This window comes from Luteimonas sp. AC640a (assembly GCF_979256585.1).
Genome location: NZ_CEEDOV010000022.1, coordinates 54,159 through 71,442 on the forward strand (window position 1 = coordinate 54,159; position 17,284 = coordinate 71,442).

General features: G+C 66.7%; 14 protein-coding genes and 1 pseudogene. 9 read left to right on the forward strand and 6 right to left on the reverse strand.

Annotated features, from left to right (window positions below; translation table 11 throughout):
• The first annotated feature begins 102 nt into the window (after positions 1 to 102).
• From ACZ9YD_RS16170 to ACZ9YD_RS16180, 3 genes are all read left to right on the forward strand, one after another.
• Positions 103 to 1,422 (forward strand): tryptophan--tRNA ligase, encoded by a 1,320-nt coding sequence (locus ACZ9YD_RS16170; RefSeq protein WP_465076299.1) that lies wholly within the window; start codon positions 103 to 105, stop codon positions 1,420 to 1,422.
• On the forward strand, positions 1,419 to 1,730 hold the full coding sequence (locus tag ACZ9YD_RS16175; protein WP_465076300.1) for a hypothetical protein: 312 nt from the start codon (positions 1,419 to 1,421) through the stop codon (positions 1,728 to 1,730). The genes ACZ9YD_RS16170 and ACZ9YD_RS16175 overlap by 4 nt, the downstream gene beginning before the upstream one ends.
• A 78-nt stretch (positions 1,731 to 1,808) precedes the next feature.
• Complete coding sequence (locus tag ACZ9YD_RS16180) at positions 1,809 to 2,747, forward strand: MBL fold metallo-hydrolase (protein WP_465076301.1); 939 nt, start codon at positions 1,809 to 1,811, stop codon at positions 2,745 to 2,747.
• Positions 2,748 to 2,901: 154 nt separating this feature from the next.
• On the opposite strand, the gene ACZ9YD_RS16185 is transcribed toward ACZ9YD_RS16180, so the two are convergent.
• From ACZ9YD_RS16185 to ACZ9YD_RS16200, 4 genes and pseudogenes are all read right to left on the reverse strand, one after another.
• Complete coding sequence (locus ACZ9YD_RS16185; protein WP_465076302.1) at positions 2,902 to 3,288, reverse strand: VOC family protein; 387 nt, start codon at positions 3,286 to 3,288, stop codon at positions 2,902 to 2,904.
• Positions 3,289 to 3,348: 60 nt separating this feature from the next.
• On the reverse strand, positions 3,349 to 3,771 hold the full coding sequence (locus ACZ9YD_RS16190; protein WP_232150450.1) for a hypothetical protein: 423 nt from the start codon (positions 3,769 to 3,771) through the stop codon (positions 3,349 to 3,351).
• Between the two features lie 122 nt (positions 3,772 to 3,893).
• Positions 3,894 to 4,659, reverse strand: a pseudogene (locus ACZ9YD_RS16195) (SDR family NAD(P)-dependent oxidoreductase).
• Positions 4,659 to 5,549 carry a tryptophan 2,3-dioxygenase gene (locus ACZ9YD_RS16200; RefSeq protein ID WP_465076303.1) on the reverse strand — a complete coding sequence of 297 codons (891 nt, stop codon included), beginning with the start codon at positions 5,547 to 5,549 and terminating at the stop codon, positions 4,659 to 4,661. Before ACZ9YD_RS16200 ends, ACZ9YD_RS16195 begins: the two are co-directional and overlap by 1 nt.
• A gap of 146 nt (positions 5,550 to 5,695) precedes the next feature.
• Here ACZ9YD_RS16200 and ACZ9YD_RS16205 point away from each other — a divergent pair, with 146 nt between their 5' ends.
• From ACZ9YD_RS16205 to ACZ9YD_RS16215, 3 genes are all read left to right on the forward strand, one after another.
• Complete coding sequence (locus ACZ9YD_RS16205) at positions 5,696 to 9,211, forward strand: Calx-beta domain-containing protein (protein ID WP_465076304.1); 3,516 nt, start codon at positions 5,696 to 5,698, stop codon at positions 9,209 to 9,211.
• A gap of 130 nt (positions 9,212 to 9,341) precedes the next feature.
• Complete coding sequence (locus ACZ9YD_RS16210) at positions 9,342 to 10,916, forward strand: AbgT family transporter (RefSeq protein WP_465076305.1); 1,575 nt, start codon at positions 9,342 to 9,344, stop codon at positions 10,914 to 10,916.
• Positions 10,917 to 11,074: 158 nt separating this feature from the next.
• Positions 11,075 to 12,652 carry a peptide MFS transporter gene (locus ACZ9YD_RS16215; protein WP_465076432.1) on the forward strand — a complete coding sequence of 526 codons (1,578 nt, stop codon included), beginning with the start codon at positions 11,075 to 11,077 and terminating at the stop codon, positions 12,650 to 12,652.
• Between the two features lie 81 nt (positions 12,653 to 12,733).
• On the opposite strand, the gene ACZ9YD_RS16220 is transcribed toward ACZ9YD_RS16215, so the two are convergent.
• A complete protein-coding gene (locus ACZ9YD_RS16220) occupies positions 12,734 to 13,234 on the reverse strand; it encodes a MarR family winged helix-turn-helix transcriptional regulator (RefSeq protein WP_465076306.1) in 501 nt (166 codons plus the stop codon).
• Between the two features lie 132 nt (positions 13,235 to 13,366).
• On the opposite strand from ACZ9YD_RS16220, the gene hppD reads away from it, so the two are divergent.
• Both hppD and hmgA read left to right on the forward strand, forming a co-directional pair.
• Positions 13,367 to 14,434, forward strand: a complete 1,068-nt coding sequence (hppD, locus tag ACZ9YD_RS16225; RefSeq protein ID WP_465076433.1) for a 4-hydroxyphenylpyruvate dioxygenase — start codon at positions 13,367 to 13,369, stop codon at positions 14,432 to 14,434.
• A 192-nt stretch (positions 14,435 to 14,626) separates the two neighbouring features.
• Complete coding sequence (gene hmgA / locus ACZ9YD_RS16230) at positions 14,627 to 15,907, forward strand: homogentisate 1,2-dioxygenase (protein ID WP_465076434.1); 1,281 nt, start codon at positions 14,627 to 14,629, stop codon at positions 15,905 to 15,907.
• A gap of 16 nt (positions 15,908 to 15,923) precedes the next feature.
• Here the strand turns inward: hmgA and ACZ9YD_RS16235 are convergent, their stop codons facing one another.
• Positions 15,924 to 16,472 (reverse strand): hypothetical protein, encoded by a 549-nt coding sequence (locus ACZ9YD_RS16235; protein ID WP_465076307.1) that lies wholly within the window; start codon positions 16,470 to 16,472, stop codon positions 15,924 to 15,926.
• A 140-nt stretch (positions 16,473 to 16,612) separates the two neighbouring features.
• On the opposite strand from ACZ9YD_RS16235, the gene ACZ9YD_RS16240 reads away from it, so the two are divergent.
• Positions 16,613 to 17,281: a lectin gene (locus ACZ9YD_RS16240; RefSeq protein WP_465076308.1), complete on the forward strand. Its 669-nt coding sequence runs from the start codon at positions 16,613 to 16,615 to the stop codon at positions 17,279 to 17,281.
• Positions 17,282 to 17,284: the final 3 nt, after the last annotated feature.

Consider the following 17,284-nt stretch of genomic DNA (forward strand, 5'->3'; position numbering starts at 1 on the left):
GTGGTGGGATGACGAACGGCCCCGCGTCGCGAACGGGGTTACGGCCGGCCCCGCACCGGCCAGCGGTTAGACTTACAGCCTGTTTTCCGCAGTCGCCAGCCCATGTCCCAGCGTCCCCTCCGTGTCCTGACGGGTATCAAGCCTTCAGGGGCTCCCCACATCGGCAATTACGTCGGTGCCGTACGCCCGGCGGTGAACGCCAGCAGGGCGCCGAACACTGAAAGTTTCTATTTCCTTGCCGACCTGCACAGTCTCGTGAACACGCAGGACGCCTTGCGCGTGCAGCGTTCGACGCTGGAAGTGTCGGCGGCGTGGCTCGCGGCCGGACTCGATCCGTCCAAGGTGTGGTTCTACCGTCAGAGCGATGTGCCGGAGACGACGGAGCTGATGTGGCTGCTCACCTGCGTGGCGGGCAAGGGCATCCTCAATCGCGCGCATGCCTACAAGGCCGCGGTCGACAAGAACCGCGCCGACGGCGAAGACGACGATGCCGCGGTGACGGCCGGTCTCTTCATGTATCCGGTACTGATGGCCGCCGACATCCTGATCTTCAATGCCGATCGGGTGCCGGTGGGCCGCGACCAGATCCAGCACATCGAGATGGCGCGCGATTTCGCCCAGCGCTTCAATCACGTCTACGGCCGCGACTGGTTCAACCTGCCGGAAGCCGCGATCGACGACAACGTGGCGACGCTGCCGGGTCTCGACGGCCGCAAGATGAGCAAGAGCTACGACAACACCATTCCGCTGTTCGTGCCGCAAGCGCAGCTGAAGAAGCTGGTGTTCTCGATCCTCACCGATTCGAAGATGCCGGGCGAAGCGAAGTCAACCGACGGCTCGGCGCTGTTCCAGCTCTACCAGGCCTTCGCGACCCCGGACGAGACCGCGGGTTTCTCGGCAGCATTCGCCGACGGCATCGGCTGGGGCGATGCGAAGCAGCAGCTGTTCGATGTCGTCGAGCGCGAGATCGCGCCGATGCGCGAACGCTACGAAGATCTGATCGCGAAGCCGGGTGACATCGAGGACATCCTGCGTGACGGCGGCCAGCGCCTGCGCGAACGTTACGCGATTCCGTTGCTGCGCGAACTGCGCGACGCGGTCGGCCTGCGCAACCTCGGCAGCGCGGCGTCGATTCCATCCGATGCGCCTGCGTCCGCCAAGGCCGCGCCGCCGGCGTTCAAGCAGTACCGCGAAGCCGACGGGAAGTTCTATTTCAAGCTCGTCGACGGCGAACGCGTGCTGCTGCAGAGCGCGGCCTTCGATGCGCCGCGCGATGCGGGCCAGACGATCGCGCGCCTGCGCCGCGGTGAACTCGCGCTCGTTGACGCGCCGGCCACCCTCGGCGAGGGCGTCGACGCCGCCACCGTGCAGGCCGCCTTCGATGCGCTGGCCGCTGCCGATGCCGAGAAGGCCGCCTCGTGAACCCGACCATTGCGCAGAATCTCGCGCTGCTGCTGTTCCTCCCGTGGTTTCTGATTCTGGGCGTGCTGTTCTGGGTGTATCCGCGCCAGCCGCGCGGCGCGCGCCGGATCGTGTTCGATCTCGTCAGTCTCGCAGCGTCCGTCGTCGCATTCCTGATGTCGATCCACTGGGCGCACGCGGTCGCCGACCGCGGGCACGGCAGCATGTGGGCGCAGATCCTGGCGACGGCCCTGGGCTACGGCGTGTTTCTGGCGGTGCTCGGCACTGCATTCGCAGTGCGTAAGCGCGTATTGCGCCGCCGCGGCTGAGCGGCTCTGACCAAGGCCGTATCGGGCGCGCGCACCGCGCGCCCTAGACTGTCGGTTCTGTCCAACGGGAGACGCGCGATGCACGATCAACACGCGATCACGATCATCGACACCGGCTACGTCCGCCCCGGTCTGTGCGCGGCCTATCTCGTCGAGTCCGGCGGCCGCGCCGCGCTGATCGACTGCGGCACCGCGACCTGCGCGCAGACGGTGCTGGATGCGATCGACGCAGCCGGTGTAGCGCGCGACGCAGTCGACTGGCTGATGGTCACGCATGTGCATCTCGATCACGCCGGTGCAGCGGGCCCGCTAATCCGCGCGTTGCCGAACGCGAAGCTCGTCGTGCACCCGCGCGGCGCGCCGCACATGATCGATCCCACGAAACTCATCGCCGGTGCGAAGGCCGTCTACGGCGAAGCGATGTTCGAGCGCGATCACGCCGGCATGCTGCCGGTCGCCGAAGACCGTGTGGTCATCGCCGACGAAGGCCATGTCGTCGAACTCGCCGAGCGTCCGCTGCTGTGCATCGACACGCCCGGCCACGCGCTGCATCACTACAGCGTCTGGGACGCCGCGACGCGCAGCTGGTTCGCCGGCGATACGTTCGGCCTGTCGTATCGCGAACTCGATACCGCGAACGGCGCCTTCGTCCTACCGACGACCTCGCCGGTGCAGTTCGATCCCGAACAGATGCACACCTCGATCGACAAGCTACTCGCGAAGTCGCCGGTGTCGATCCGCATCGCGCATTACGGCGAAGTCACCGACTGCACGCGGCTTGCGGCCGATCTGCACGCGCAGATCGATGCGATGGTCGCGATCGCGCGCGATGCGCATGGGCATGCCGATCGCCACGAGCGCATCGTCGTCGGCCTGACGCGGCTCTATATCGGTCGCGCGCTCGCGCACGGCATTGAGAACGCGGATGCGCGCGTACAGGAAATCCTCGGCGGCGATATCGTCATCAACGCGCAGGGCCTCGGTGTGTGGTTGGACCGGCAAGCCCGCGCCGGCTGAGAACCTGTCCACGATCTTGCTGCGCTTGCCGGATGACGCGCGTGCGGTGCTCGCAATGCTCATGTACCCGCACGTACACTGCGCTTTCTGCGCTCCGCCACGCGCCATCCGGCTGCGCTCGCGACAGATCGTGAACAGGTTCTGAGACCGGTCGTCAGTCCCAGGTGCTGCGGTGCGGGCCCATCGGCGTGCGTTGCGGGCGCACGACGCAGAAGCGGTGCCCGCTCGGCGCCTGCATGACCCACCAGGTTTTCACCTGTTCGACGCGCACGGCGCCGAGCTGTTCCAGGCGCGCGACTTCGGCGTCGACGTCGTCGGCCTCGATGTCGAGATGGATGCGCGACGCGTGGTCGACCTTCTGCAGCATCAGCACCGGCTCGTCGTCGGCGGTGTCCAGCACCGCGTAGCGGCCGTCATCGTCTTCGGGTGGCAGCGGCTTGACCGGCTTGCGGAGCGCCTGGCGCCAGAATTCGACGTGCGGCGCGAGATCCTCGACTTGGCAGTCGAGTACGAACGTGGACAGGCGGCTGTGGTGCGGCATCTCCGATCCTCCGATGTGGATGCACCGGAGGATCGCGCGCTGATCGCACAGCCGATGTGATCAGGGCAGCAGCGGCTGGCCCAGATCGGCGAACAGCAGGTTCTGCGCCTTGCGCGCATTCGAGCGCGGCACCTTGGCGACCACGCCGGGATGCGTGAGCGCCAGATTGCCCTGCATCACCAGCGCATCGACGTGCACGTAGCTGCGCGTGGTGTAGCGGTCGCCATCGCGGTCCACTTCGAAGCGCATCGGCGCGGTCAGGAAGTTGACGCCCTTCTGGTAGACGCGGCGGCGGCCGTCATCGCTGCGCAGCTTGTAGCCGTTGGCGGACGCCCACGTGTCGATGCGTGCGAGCACATCGCCCTCTGCGTTGAACGTGCGCTCGTCCCAGGGGTTGTTCGCACTCTTCGCCCGGTTCGCGGTGAACACGAGTGCACCGAATCCAACCAGACCACCGACAATCGCCCAGACCATGATCGACATCGCGCCGCCTTTCTTTTTGATGAATGGGCGCGGACTGTAGACCGTGTGACGTGAGGGAGATGCTGGGGCGCACCCCAGCTTGCGCTCGATGCGCGGCATGCGGCAGGCGACGCGCCGGTCGATCAGCCTGCAAGCATTTGGCCACCGTCGACCGCGAGGACCTGCCCGGTGATCCATCGCGCCTGGTCCGAACACAGGAACAGGGCAGCGGCTGCGACATCCCCGGAGGCACCGAAGCCGCCGAACGGAATCGAATCGCGCACGCGGCTGTACAAGGCGGGATCTTCGATGGCGCGTGCAGCCCACAGGCCGCCGGGAAACTCGATCGATCCCGGCGCAAGCGCGTTGACGCGGATGCGCGCCGGTGCGAGTTCCGCGGCCAGCGTCACCGTGTAGTACGTCAGGGCCGCCTTCGCGGTGGAATAGGCGGTTGCGCGTGGCGTGGGTCGCAACGCGTTGATCGAGACGATGTTGAGGATCGCGGGGTGTTGGCTGTCGCGCAGATGCGGCAAGGCGGCGCGATTGCAGCGCACCGCAGCCATCAGGTCGACCTCGAAGCCGGCCCGCCAGGCATCGTCGTCGGTGCCATGGGCGAGTGTGGAGGCGTTGTTGACCACGATGTCGACCCCGCCGAGCGCCAGCGCCGCGGCCTCGACCCAGCCGGCAGGCGCATCCGCTTCGGCAAGATCGCAGCGGTGCGTGTGTACCCGGTTGCCATGGATCCCGAGTCGGGAGGCAGCATGGTCCAGTGCGTCTGCGCCGTGCGCAGATGGACACGGCGGCGCCGGCCTGCGCCAGTGCGTCCGCGATCGCCAGTCCGATGCCGCGGCTGCCGCCCGCGACGAGCGCGCGGCGCCCGTGGAGCGTGCCGGACGGCAGCTGATCCATTACGGCGCGGCGCTGGCGTCGGCGTCGCTGCCGCGCCCCGGCCCGACGTGCGTGCGGACTTCGAACAGTTCGGGGAAGAACGTCAACTCCAGCGCCTGCTTGAGGAAGCCCACGCCGCTCGAGCCGCCGGTGCCGCGCTTGAAGCCGATGATGCGCATCACCGTGCGCATGTGGCGGAAGCGCCACAACTGGAACTGGGATTCCAGATCCACCAGGTCCTCGCACAGCGAGTACTCGCGCCAGTGGCGTTCGGTGTCCTCGTAGATCGATTCGAACACCGGCACCAGCGTGGCATCGAAGGTGTGCGGCTGGCGCCAGTCGCGCTGCAGATGCCGGGGATCGACCGGATGGCCCCAGCGGGCGAGGTAGCACAGGAATTCGTCGTAGAGGCCGGGCGCGTCGAGCACGGTCTGCAGTGCCGCCTGACCGTCGGGTTCGTGGGCGAACACATCGAGCATCGCCGCGTTCTTGTTGCCGAGCAGGAACTCGACGGTGCGGTACTGCAAAGACTGGAAGCCCGACGAAGGACCCAACACGTCGCGGAATTCCATGTACTCGGCCGGCGTCATCGTCTCCAGCACCGACCACTGCTCGGTCAGCTGCCGCAGCACCTGCTTGCAGCGCGCCAGCACCTTGCGGCAGCGCCAGACCTCGTCGCGCTGCAGGTGGCCGATCGCCGCCGACAGCTCGTGGATCAGCAGCTTGAGCCACAGCTCCGAGACCTGGTGCTGTACGACGAACAGCATCTCGTCGTGGTGCGGCGGCTGCGACAGTGGCTGCTGCGCGGCCAGCAGCAGGTCCAGACGCAGATAACCGCCGTAGGTGATGCGGCCGGACAGGTCGCGGTGGATGCCGTCTTCGAGGGGGCGCTGGTTGCGGTCGATCGTCATCGGCGCAGGGTACCGCAGGCCCTCCGCTCCCGGGCGCGCTGACGCTGTACGGCCACAAGTGTCGGCAGGCGTCATGCAATCGCCATCCAACCCCGGCACAATCGGGCGTGGGGCGCTGTCGCCCGGGGACTCTTGGGGATTCACGCATGACTCGAACAACCAGCCGGCTGTTGTCGGCCTTGTTGCTGTGTGGCGGCGCAGGCGCCGCGCATGGCGAGGTCGTCATCAGCCAGGTCTACGGCGGTGGCGGCAACAGCGGTGCGACCTACCGCAGCGACTTCATCGAACTGCACAACAACGGCGACCTGCCGGTCGACGTGAGTGGCTGGACGGTGCAGTACGCATCGACCAGCGGCACGAGCTGGCAGCTCACCGCCCTCGAGGGGAGCATCGCGCCGGGCGCGTACTACCTCGTCAAGCAGGCCGATGGCAGCGGAGGCACCGTGGATCTGCCGGCGCCCGATGCCACCGGCACCATCGCCATGGCCGGCGGCAACGGCAAGGTGGCGCTCGTCGAGAGTGCCGCTGCGCTGAGCGGGTCGTGTCCGGCGGGCGTGCTCGACCTCGTCGGCTACGGCACCGCGAACTGTTTCGAAGGCGCCGCAGCGGCGCCTGCATTGACCAATACGACCGCAGCGATTCGCGCGGGCGAGGGGTGCACCGACAGCAACCACAACGCGGCCGATTTCACCGCGGGTCTGGCGGCGCCACGTAACAGCGCCAGCATTCCGAACATCTGCAGTGGTGGCGGCACGCGCTATCTGAGCATCACCGACACCAGTGGCGCCGAAGGCGACAGCGACACCACGCCGTTCTTCGTGACCGTGTCGCTGAACCAGCCGGCCGGCCCGGAGGGCGTGAGCTTCACCTACACGACCGCCGATGGCACGGCGACCGTCGCCGACAACGACTACATCGCGCGCTCGGGCACGATCAGTTTCGAAGAAGGCCAGCGCGAGCTGAGCCTGAGCGTCGACGTCGTCGGCGACGAGACCGTCGAGCCGGACGAGATCTTCTACATCAACCTCGGCGATGTGTCGGGCGCGGAAGTGGCGAAGGGCCAGGCCGTCGTCACGATCCTCAACGATGATGTGACCACGCTGCCGATCCATGCGATCCAGGGCAGCGGCGCGCGTTCGCCGGTCGAGGGCCAGCCGGTCGCGACCTCGGGCATCGTCACCGGTCGCAAGAACAACGGCTTCTTCATCCAGACGCCGGACGGCGAAGACGACGGCAATCCGGCGACATCGGAAGGTCTGTTCGTGTTCACCAGCAGCGCGCCGTCGGACGATGTCGCGGTCGGCAACAAGGTGCTGGTGCAGGGCACGGTGACCGAATACGTGCCGGCTGCCGATCCGCTGCAGCTGCCGCTGACCCAGATCACCAATGCATCGGTGGTCAAGTTGTCGGAAGGTCACGCGCTCCCCGCCGCGATCGTGCTCACCAACGACATGCCCAATGCCACCGGCGGTCTCGAGCAGCTGGAACATCTGGAAGGCATGCGCGTCACCGCGCCGAGCTTCACCGTCGTCGCGCCGACCACGGGCAACACCAATGAAGCGCAGGCGACCGGCAGCAGCAACGGCCGCTTCGCCGTCGTCGTCACCGGCACGGCGCGTCCGTTCCGCGAGCCGGGCATCCAGATTCCGGATCCCGATCCGCTGGGCAGCGTTGCGCCGAACATTCCGCGCTGGGACTACAACCCGGAACTGATCGCGGTCAACAGCAGCACGATCGGCGCACCGACGGCCGACCTCGCAGCCGGCTGCCGCATCACCGGTGGTTCGCTGACCGGTCCGCTCGACTACACCTTCCGCCGCTACACGATCTATCCGGAAGGCGCGCTCACCAGCGACTGCACGGGCGCCGGCGAGCCGCGTCCGTCGATGCTGCCGGGCCCCGACCACGTGACATTCGCGACCTACAATCTGCAGCGCTTCTTCGACACGGTGAACGACGCCAACAGCGGTCCGACGCTGACGCCGGCCGCGCTGGAGCGTCGCCTGTCGAAGGCCTCGATCGGCATCCGCGCGTATCTGCACACCCCGGACGTCGTCGGTGTCACCGAGGTCGAGAACCTGCCGGTGCTGACCACGCTCGCCAACCGCATCAACGCCGATGCGATTGCCGCAGGCCAGCCGGATCCTGCTTACGTCGCGTATCTGGAAGAAGGCTTCGACGTCGGCGGCATCGACGTCGGCTTCCTGGTCAAGACCGCATCGGTCGGCAGCGTCGCCCGCATCACGGTGAACACGGTGGTGCAGGAAGGTGGCGAAGAGGTGCTGGTCAATCCGAACGGTTCGACCAGCGTGCTCAACGACCGTCCGCCGCTGGTGCTCGACGCCGTGGCGCACTTCAGTGATGGCCGCAGCTATCCGTTCACCGCGATCGCCGTCCACCAGCGTTCGCTGAGCGGCATCGAAGCCGATACCGCCGGAAGCAACGGTTGGCTCACCGGCGGCCAGCGCGTGCGCGACAAGCGCCAGAAGCAGGCCGAGTATTTGGCCACGCTGATCGACGGCATGCAGAAGGACGATGCGACGCGACAGATCGTGGTGCTCGGCGATTTCAACGCGTTCGAGTTCAACGACGGCTACGTCGACGCGATGGGCACGGTCACCGGCCTGCCGTCGCCCGATGGCGAAACCGCGGTCGACAACGACGGCGCGGTGCTGATCGCACCGTCGCTGCTCAACATGACCCTGGAAGCGTCCGCTGAGGAGCGCTACTCGTTCGTGTTCGATTACCAGGCGCAGTCGCTCGACCACGTGCTGGTGAACCAGGCGCTGGTGGATTCGCCGCTGGTCGTGGGTCTCGACGTCAGCCACGCGCGCATCAATGCCGACTTCCCCGAAGTTGCGCGCAACGATGCGAACACGCCGACGCGTCTGTCCGATCACGATCCGACGGTGCTGCTGGTGCGTCTGCAGCCGTCGACGGTGGCCGATCTGGGCATCACGGTGGAAGCGGCGAATGCGGAAGTGTTCGCGGGCGACACGCTCGCGTTCACCGCGACGCTGGTCAACGCAGGTCCCGATGCCGCGCAGTTCCCGGGCTTCGGCGCGGCGCTGGATGCGGAACTCGACGATCTGCAGGTCACGCCGCCTGCCGACTGGAGCTGCGATGCGCCGGCCGTGGCTGATGGCAAGACCACGCTTTCGTGCAGCAGCGAGACGCTGGCGAATACAGCGCAGGCGGTATTCGCACTGTCGGCGGTCGCACCCGAGGCGCTGATCGACGAGACCGTGACGCTGACCGTCGCTGCAACCTCGCAGACGCAGGATCCGAATGCGGCCAATGACAGCGCCGTCGCAGCAGTGTCCATCGTCGAAGACCCGGCAACGGCTGCGCAGCCGCTGGTCAATGGCGTGCAGCTCGGCGGCATCGAAGGTGCAGCGGGCGAATCGCGCCTGTTCCGCATCGACGTGCCGGCCGGTGCGCGCAATCTGCGCATCCTCACGGCCGGCGGCACCGGTGACGTGTCGCTGTATGCGAGTCGCGACGTGCTGCCGACGGTCGGTGCGTGGCAGCTGCGTTCGCAGCGTCCGGGCAACAACGAGACGGTGACGCTCGCAGCGCCGCAGGCGGGCACGTGGTACGTGCGTGTGTTGGGCGAACGCGCCTTCGGTCGCCTGACGGTGCGGGCCAGCTACACGCCCTGATCGCGATTGCAGGTTTGACGAAAACCCCGGCCACGTGCCGGGGTTTTCCGTGCTGGGTCGGCGTGCGGGCACTCGCGGGGCCCCCGGCTGATAGGATGCCGGGTCGCATGCCAGCAGGGGAGCCCACCGCATGAATCAGCCCGTTTCCGAGACACTCGCGCCGCGCGGCGTGGTCGCCCGATTCCTCGACGCGGTCGAACGCGTCGGCAACAAGCTGCCGGATCCGGCGGTGTTGTTCCTGGGCCTGATGCTGCTGGTGTGGGTGATATCCGCGCTGCTGGCCAATGTCAGTTTTGCCGAGATCGATCCGCGCAGCGGCGATCCGCTGCAGATCCGCAACCTGCTCGCAGGCACCAGTTTCACGACCTTCATGGCGGACATGGTCCGCACCTTCGTGACCTTCGCGCCGCTGGGCGTGGTGCTGGTCGCGATGCTCGGCCTGGGCGTCGCCGAGCACACCGGTTTCATCAACGCGGCCTTGCGCGCGGTGCTCTCGGTGACGCCGAAAATGCTGCTGACGCCGATGCTGATCGCGGTCGGCATCTTCAGTCACGTCGCGGTGGACGCGGGCTACGTGCTGGTGATCCCGCTGGGCGCGGTGATCTTCTACGCCGCCGGGCGGCATCCGCTGGCCGGTATTGCGGCCGCATTCGCCGGCGTATCGGGCGGTTTTTCGGCAACCTTCATTCCGTCGAGTCTCGATCCGCTGCTGTCGGGCCTGACCCAGGAAGCGGCGAACCTGATCGACCCGTCGGTGATCATCAATCCGCTCAACAATTACTACTTCACCACCGCATCGACCGGCCTGATCGTGCTGGTCGGCTGGTTCCTGACGGATCGCGTGATCGAGCCGCGCCTGCGCAACACGGTGGTCGACGGCGATGCCAGCGACATGCCGACGATGGACGCGCTGACCGCGCGCGAGCGTCGTGGTCTGTGGATGGCGGTGCTGGCGATGGTGGTGGTAGCGGTCGGCGTTGCGGCCACTGCACTGGGCGCCGGCTCGGCCTGGCGCGCACCCGCGGATGCGGCCACGGGGGCAGGCGAACTGCTGGTGGCGAACGCGCCGCTGATGCAGTCGATCGTGCCGCTGATCTTCATCCTGTTCGTCGTGCCGGGCATCGTCTACGGCTACGCCTCGGGCGCGGTGAAATCGCACCGCGACATCATTGCCGGCATGAGCAAGGCGATGAGCGGCATGGGCTACTACATCGTCATGGCGTTCTTCGCCGCGCAGTTCATCTATGCCTTCGGCCAGAGCAACCTCGGCGCGCTGCTGGCGATCAAGGGCGCGAACGGTCTGCAGGCGCTCGGTCTGCCGACCGGCGTGACACTGGTCGGCATCGTGCTCCTGTCGGGTTTCGTCAATCTGCTGGTCGGCTCGGCATCGGCGAAGTGGGCGCTGATCGGCGCGATCATGGTGCCGATGCTGATGCAGCTGGGCATCTCGCCCGATCTCACTCAGGCTGCGTATCGCGTCGGCGACTCCAGCACCAACATCATCACGCCGCTGCTGCCGTACTTCCCGCTGATCGTGGTGTTCTGCCAGCGCTACGTGAAGTCCAGCGGCATCGGCACCCTGCTGGCGTTGATGCTGCCATTCTCGATCACGCTGCTGATCGTGTGGTCGGCGTTCCTGCTCGGCTTCTGGGCACTGGGCCTGCCGCTGGGCGTCGGCGCGAGCTACACCTACCCGGTCGGCTGAATAGGCGAACGCGTTGTGCGCCGCCGGCGCGACAGCAGGCGGCGGCGTTCCGGGAGTGGCAATGGTCACTTTCCATGTGGTCCGGGCGCCGCTAAGTTAGCGCGTCGCCCGGGCTGTCCCGGGGCATCGATCAACGTCAGGAGTCGCCCTACGTGTCAATGAATCCGTACGCCGCCGAGGAAAAGAAAACCATCCTCGGCCATCCGCGCGGCCTGTTCGTGCTGTTCTTCGCCGAAATGTGGGAGCGGTTCTCCTACTACGGCATGCGCGCGCTGCTGATCTTCTATCTCGTGCAGCACTGGATGTACTCGGATTCCGAGGCCTCGGTGATCTACGGTGCGTACACGGCGCTGGTGTACATCGCGCCGGTCGTGGGTGGCTATCTGGCCGATCGGTATCTGGGGCAGCGCAAAGCGGTGGTGTTCGGCGCCGTGCTGCTGACCTTCGGTCATTTCCTGATGGCGTTCGAAGGTGACGGCGGCCAGAGCGCGGCCGAGATCAACATCTTCTGGCTGGCGCTCGCCTTCATCATCGTCGGCTCGGGCTTCCTGAAGGCCAACATCTCGGTGATGGTCGGTCAGCTGTATCCGCGTACCGACATCCGTCGGGACCCGGCGTACACGATCTTCTACATGGGCATCAACCTCGGCGCGGCGATGGGCGCGTTGATCGCCGGCTATCTGGGCCAGACCTACGGCTGGGCCTACGGCTTCGGTGCGGCGGGTGTCGGCATGTTGCTGGGCCTGATCGTGTTCGTGCTCGGCAAGCCGCTGTTGATGGGTCGTGGCGAATCGAAGATGCCCGAGCGGCTCGCAGCGCCAGTCATGGGCATTCGCTTCGAATGGCTGTTGTATGTCCTCGGCGTGCTTGCGGTTGGCTTGGTCTGGTTCCTGATCCAGTACCAGAAGCTGGTCGGCGGCCTGCTGATGGGCACCGGCGCACTGCTGATGGGCTACGTGCTCTACACGGCCGTCTTCAAGCTGGATCGCGAGGCGCGCAACCGGATCTTCGCGGCTCTGATTCTCATCGTGGGTTCGATTCTGTTCTGGGCGCTGTTCGAACAGGCGGGCGCGTCGTTGAACCTCTACACCGACCGTTCGGTCGACCGTCATCTCTTCGGTTGGCCGGTGCCGGCCGCGATGTTCCAGGCGCTGAACTCGATCTACATCATCCTGCTCGCACCGCTGTTCGCGATGCTGTGGTTGTGGCTGGGACGTCGTGGCTGGGAGCCGTCGACGCCGCTGAAGTTCGCGCTCGCCGTGATCCAGGTGGGCCTGGGCTTCCTGGTGCTGGTCTGGGGCGCGCACAGCGCCGGTCCCGGACAGATGACCCCGGTCCTCTTCATCTTCCTGATCTACTTTATTCACACCACTGGCGAACTGTGCCTGTCTCCCGTCGGTCTGTCGGCGATGAACCGGCTCGCGCCCGCGCACATGGCGAGCTTGCTGATGGGTGCATGGTTCTTCGCATCGGCGACCGGCAACTTCGCTGCGGGCCTGATCTCTGCGGCGACGGGTGGAGAAGGCGCGGGCCCCGAGCGCGTGCTCGAGGTCTACTCGAACGTCGGCTGGCTGGCCGTCGGCGTCGGCGTGGCGATGATCTTCGTCGCACCGCTGATCCGTCGCCTGATGCATCTCGACACGCTCAAGGACGATGAGCCGTCGCTTGCGGGCCAGGACGGGATCGGGGAGCCGATCGCGGGTGGCACCAAGCTCGACCAGGAGCGCCGCCCCTAACAGGACGGCAGTTCCGACACGACAACAGCGCCCTCGGGCGCTGTTGTCGTTTGGGTCGAGCAATGCGCGCAGCGCGCGGACTCAGTCCTTCAGCGGTGCCTCGAGCTTGGCCATCATCGCGGCGAAGGTCGCGCGCTCAGTCTCGTCCAGCGGCGCCAGAACATTGCGCTGGTACTCCAGCGCCAGTGGCACGACGACGTCGTAGACCGCATAACCGGCCTCACTGAGTTCCAGCACCGAGCGGCGACGGTCGCTGTCGTGCATCTCGCGCTCGATCAGCGCGCGCTCAAGCAGACGAGCCACTGCGCGGCTCACCGCCACCTTGTCCATCGCCGTGCGCTCGGCGACGCCGTTCGCCGACAGGCCCGGGTAGCGCCCCAGCACCGCGATCACCCGCCATTCGGTCACGCTGATCCCGAAGCGCTCGCTGTAGATGTCGGCCAATCCGCGACTGATGCGGTTGGTCAGCACGCTCAGCCGGTACGGCAGGAACTGCTCGAGATCGAGGCGGTGATGTCCGTGGCCCTCATGCGCGTCAGCGGGGTCGGACAGGGCAGCAGGAGGGGCCGCGGCTTGGGTCATGGTGCGGTGCGCCTTGCAATTAGGTTGCATACGTAACTATAAGGGAAGGTCTGAAACCGCCCGTTCCCGGCCGGCCCCATCGCGACGGAGTATCCCATGAGCGCTCACGCACACACCGCACCCAATCTCGGCATGGAAGTGACCACGTTCGAGAACCCGATGGGCATCGACGGCTTCGAGTTCGTCGAGTTCGCCGCGCCTGCAGGCCAGGCGGATTTCATGCACACCTATTTCCGCAACATGGGCTTCACCGCGGTGCTCAAGCACAAGACGCGGGCGATCACCGTGTACCGGCAGGGCGGGGTGAACTTCCTGCTCAACGAAGACCCGGATTCCTTCGCCGCAGATTTCGCCAAGGCGCATGGCCCGTCCGCCTGCGGGTTCGCGATCCGCTTCAAGCAGCCGGCCGGCGATGTCTACGGCAAGGTGCTGGGCAATGGCGGCGAGGCGATCGGTGACCGTGAGTCGAGCAAGGCCGTCGACGCGCCTGTGGTCAAGGGCATCGGCGATTGCATGCTGTATCTGGTGGACCGCTACGGCGCGTCGGGTTCGATGTACGACGACTACGTCGCGATCGACGGCGCGGATCAGAACCCGACCGGGTTCGGCCTGACCTTCATCGACCACCTCACGCACAACCTCTACTTCGGCAACATGCAGAAGTGGTCGGATTATTACGAGAAGCTGTTCAACTTCCGCGAGATCCGCTACTTCGACATCAAGGGCACGAAGACCGGGCTGAAGTCGAAGGCGATGACGGCGCCGGACGGCGTCGTGCGCATTCCGCTCAACGAGTCGAACGATCCGAAGTCGCAGATCAACGAGTATCTCGACGCCTACAAGGGCGAGGGCATCCAGCACATCGCCTGCTTCACCGACGACATCTATGCGTCGATCGAGCAGATGCGTGAGAAGGGCATCGACTTCCTCGATACGCCGGAAACCTACTTCGACGTCATCGACCAGCGCATTCCGAACCACGGCGAAGACGTCGCGCGCCTGCAGCGCAACAAGATCCTGATCGACGCCGATCCGGAGACCAAGCAGCGCAAGCTGCTGCAGATCTTCACCAAGAATGCGTTCGGCCCGATCTTCTTCGAGATCATCCAGCGCAAGGGCAACGAGGGCTTCGGCGAAGGCAACTTCCAGGCGTTGTTCGAGAGCATCGAACGCGACCAGATGCAGCGCGGCGTGCTCTGAGTTCGACGACGCGTCAGGTCCCGCGTCGATAGAACGCGGGCGGGCGCAGGCGGTGGGTCTGCAGCCGTCATCTCCGAACGCGGGGATGCACGGCGGAACTTTCATTCGGGTGAAGCCATGAACGCATCGACGGACGACACGGTGACGGCGCTGCCGTTGGGCCATACGCAAGTGCGCGGCCCACGCGATTACATGTCCGGGTTCGGCAACGAATTCGCGACCGAGGCCGAGCCCGGCACGCTGCCGATCGGCAGGAATTCGCCGCAGCGCGTGGCGCATGGCCTGTACGCCGAACAGCTCTCGGGCACCGCGTTCACCGCGCCGCGCGGCGAGAACCGGCGCAGCTGGCTGTACCGCATCCGGCCCGCAGCGATGCACGGCACGTTCTCGCCGTTCCAGCAGCCGCGCTTCCATGACGGATTCGATCGTGGCCCGGTGCCGCCGGACCAGATGCGCTGGAGTCCGTTGCCGATCCCCGAGACGCCGGTCGATTTCGTCGACGGCCTGTTCTCGATGGCCGGCACCGGCGGACCCGGTGCGCACGAAGGTGTGGGCATCCATGTCTACGCCGCGAACGCGTCGATGACCGATCGCTTCTTCTACAGCGCCGACGGCGAATTGCTGATCGTGCCGCAGCAGGGACGTCTGGTGCTGGCGACCGAATTCGGTGTGCTCGAGGTCGAGCCGCAGGAGATCGCGGTGATCCCGCGCGGCGTGCGCTTCCGCGTCGAACTGCCCGATGGTCCGAGCCGCGGTTATGTCTGCGAGAACCAGGGCCACGCGCTGCGCTTGCCCGATCTCGGCCCGATCGGCGCGAACGGCTTGGCCAATCCGCGCGATTTCCTCGCGCCTGTGGCCGCTTACGAGGACATCGAAGGCGACTTCACCCTGATCGCCAAGTTCCAGGGCCATCTGTGGCAGGCGCCGATCGACCATTCGCCGCTCGACGTCGTCGGCTGGCATGGCAATTACGCGCCGTACAAATACGATCTGCGCCGCTTCAACGCGATCGGATCGATCAGCTTCGACCATCCCGATCCGAGCATCTTCACCGTGCTCACCTCGCCCAGCGATACGCCCGGCACGGCGAACATGGATTTCGCGATCTTTCCGCCGCGCTGGCTGGTGGCGCAGGACACGTTCCGTCCGCCGTGGTTCCACCGCAATGTCGCCAGCGAATTCATGGGTCTGGTGCACGGCCAGTACGACGCCAAGGCCGATGGCTTCTCGCCCGGTGCGTGCTCGCTGCACAACTGCATGAGCGGGCACGGTCCGGACGCGGCGACGTTCGGGAAAGCCAGCGCGGCCGATCTGTCGAAGCCCGACGTCATCAGCGGCACGATGGCCTTCATGTTCGAAACGCGCGCAGTGATCCGGCCGACGCGGCAGGCGCTCGACGCCGTGCACCGCCAGGGCGACTACCAGGATTGCTGGGCGGGCTTGCAGCGTAATTTCGCGCCGCCGCGCGGTTGAGCAATGCGCGGTGGCGTCAGGCCACCGCGTCGGCTTCGCCTTTGAGCACCAGCGCGGCCAGTGCCGGCAGGTGCGGTTCCGGCAGCACTTCCGCCACGCGTTCGCGCACGCGCGCCGCGTAACCGGGCCTGGTGAAAGCAGGCAGACCGGTAATCGCATCGAGGATCGCCGCCATCGTCGCGGTTTCGTCGGCGCTGGCGACCAGACGCATACGCAGTTCCAGCGCTGCCGGCGCGCGCTGCAGGTCGAGCATGCCCTGCACGTAGATGCGTGCCGCGCTCAGCGAGCGACGGCGCGTGGTCGCGGGCTGCGTCGATGCGGGCATGCCGACAGCGTCCGCAGGGACGGGTGCAGGCGTCGATGCCACTGCATCGAGTGCGTCCAGATAGCCGAGCGCCTGCAACTGCTGCAGGAGGGCAGGCGTGTCCGCGCCCAGCATGCGTGTGAGTTCGGCAGCGGTGCGATGTCCGTCGCACAGGATCAGTGCACGGCGCTGTCGCAGATCCAGGGAAACGCCGTGGGTAGCCAGCGCGTGGTGCGCGAGTTCGGTCTTGCGGGCGGGCACGGCGGACGACTTCCTGCGGCAGGGGTGCAGCATGGGCCGTCACGATGAAACGCCTATGACACCCGCTTTCACCCCCGGCCCACGTCGTGTTCACGCGGCCGCGCTAGTCTCGCGCCGGTCATCTTCCAAGGAGTTGTCGCATGCATTTCAATCGCGCCCTGCCGGCCATCGCCGTGCTGTCCCTTGCACTCGCCGCGTGCCAACGCGACGCACCGCCCGCCGATCCGGCAGCGCCTGCAGCGTCCGCGCCGGCCACGTCCGCTGCGTCCGCGCCGCAGCCGCAGGCCGGCGATCAGCCCGAGGCACACGTGCCGCCGGCCAATGCCATGGGTACGAACAGGCCCGAGGTCGTCGACGGCGTCGTGACGTTCCAGGGCTTCGGTCCTGCCGCGTTCGGCAGCGATGCCGAACAGGTGCGCATGGCCTGGGGCAATGATCTCGGCGATGCGACACCGTCGGAGCCGGGTGGCTGCTATTTCCTGACGCCGCCGCCGATGGGTACCGCGCCGTTCGACATCGGTTTCATGATCGAAGGCGACCGCTTCTCGCGCATCGATGTCGGCAACGATGGCTACACCGCGCCGGGCGGCGGCAAGGTCGGCATGGAACGCGCGGAGATCGAACGCCTGTATGCGGGACGCGTCGAAGCCTCCCCGCACAAATACGAAGCAGGCGCCCACACGCTGCGCGTGACCGATGCCGAGGGCGGCACGTCCGCGCTGGTGTTCGAGACCGACGCGGCCGGCAAGGTCACCGGCTGGCGGATTGGTGTGCCGCCGCAGGTCGACTACGTCGAACGCTGCGGCTGATGC